At 34.2% G+C, this 1,222-nt stretch carries 1 protein-coding gene; it reads right to left on the bottom strand.

Annotated features, from left to right (window positions below; genetic code table 11):
- Nucleotides 1-291 precede the first annotated feature (291 nt).
- On the bottom strand, nt 292-1,222 hold a 931-nt coding region (locus ABF979_RS14140; protein WP_415560478.1), incomplete at its 5' end, for a DUF262 domain-containing protein.

The raw sequence follows: 1,222 nt of genomic DNA, 5'->3' as shown, positions 1-1,222 counted from the left end.
CAAGTGATTTAAGTATATTTTCTTTTTTTAAATTAGAGAAATAGAAAGAGGACCATAGTGACCTTATGTTTTTACTCAATTCAATAAAAGAATATTTTGAAATTTCGTCGTGAACGCGCTCTAGGCAAGACGAAAATGTTGATTCTATACTATTATACATCATTAGAAATAAAAGAGACTTAATTACGAGAGTCTCCTTTATTTTTCCATTTTCATTTCCCATCTGTCTAACCATTTCATAGACGCGATCAAACTCTAACCTTCTTTCATTGATATCATTTATAACTGAAATCATTTCGCAGCCTCCAAGAGGCGATCGCGTACAAACGTAATCCTAGAACTCAGTTTTGCCGCGCTATGTGTGCGCGTCTTACCATTAATATCATCACGAAAATTAGTATTTTGCATCCAAATCCCAACATTTATGGGGTCAACAGACAAATTGGGTTTCTCCTTCAATGCTAATGCTGTTCCAACAGCTATAGCCTCAAAATAAACTCGAGACACTGAGAGATTTGAACGCTTTGCAAAGCCGAAAGGAAAGGATTTATTTACGAATTGAATGGTGCGATCAAAATTCTTTGCCAATTCTTCTTCATCACTTTTGGTGAAATTAGTATTTTTGCTACTCATGAAGTCATCTAAAAATGTAGAGACACCATTTCTGAGAGCATTAAAATTTGGATATTTCTCAAGAAAAGCGAAATATCTCAGGATAAGCTCCTCTATCTCCTGACGATTTTTTACACTATTCGCAAGAGGAGTCATTTTAATAAGAATTGGATTAACTGCGCATCTTTTGTAAATAAAATCTGTAAATTTTCCATGATAAATTCCTTTTCTTTTTTCCATATTCCTAAGTATATCACTGCCTTTATTTATTCTCTCAAATAAATCACTTTTTATTTCTTCAGTTAAGGAGTCTGACAAAACAATAACTCTTAAGGGATAGTTGTTTATTTTTCTCTGTCTTGAGAGGGGCAGATCGGAAAATTTGAGACCGTTTAATGAATTTATAGTTTCTAGGCCGGATAGAACCAGATCATCAGCTTTAAAAGCTACCAAAGTGCGGATTCTTTGCGATCCATCTACTATTTCTATGCGGCCATTTTTATTTTCTGCCAAGAAAATTACTGGTATTGGCAAACCTAGTATAATTGACTCCACTAATTTTGATTGACGATCATCATCCCAGACAAACTCTCTTTGATATTCAGGAACG

It is taken from the genome of Gluconobacter sp., assembly GCF_047723935.1.
Taxonomy (GTDB): domain Bacteria; phylum Pseudomonadota; class Alphaproteobacteria; order Acetobacterales; family Acetobacteraceae; genus Gluconobacter.
Note: the sequence above shows the minus strand (reverse complement) of the source record. Positions and strands in the feature narration are given on the sequence as shown.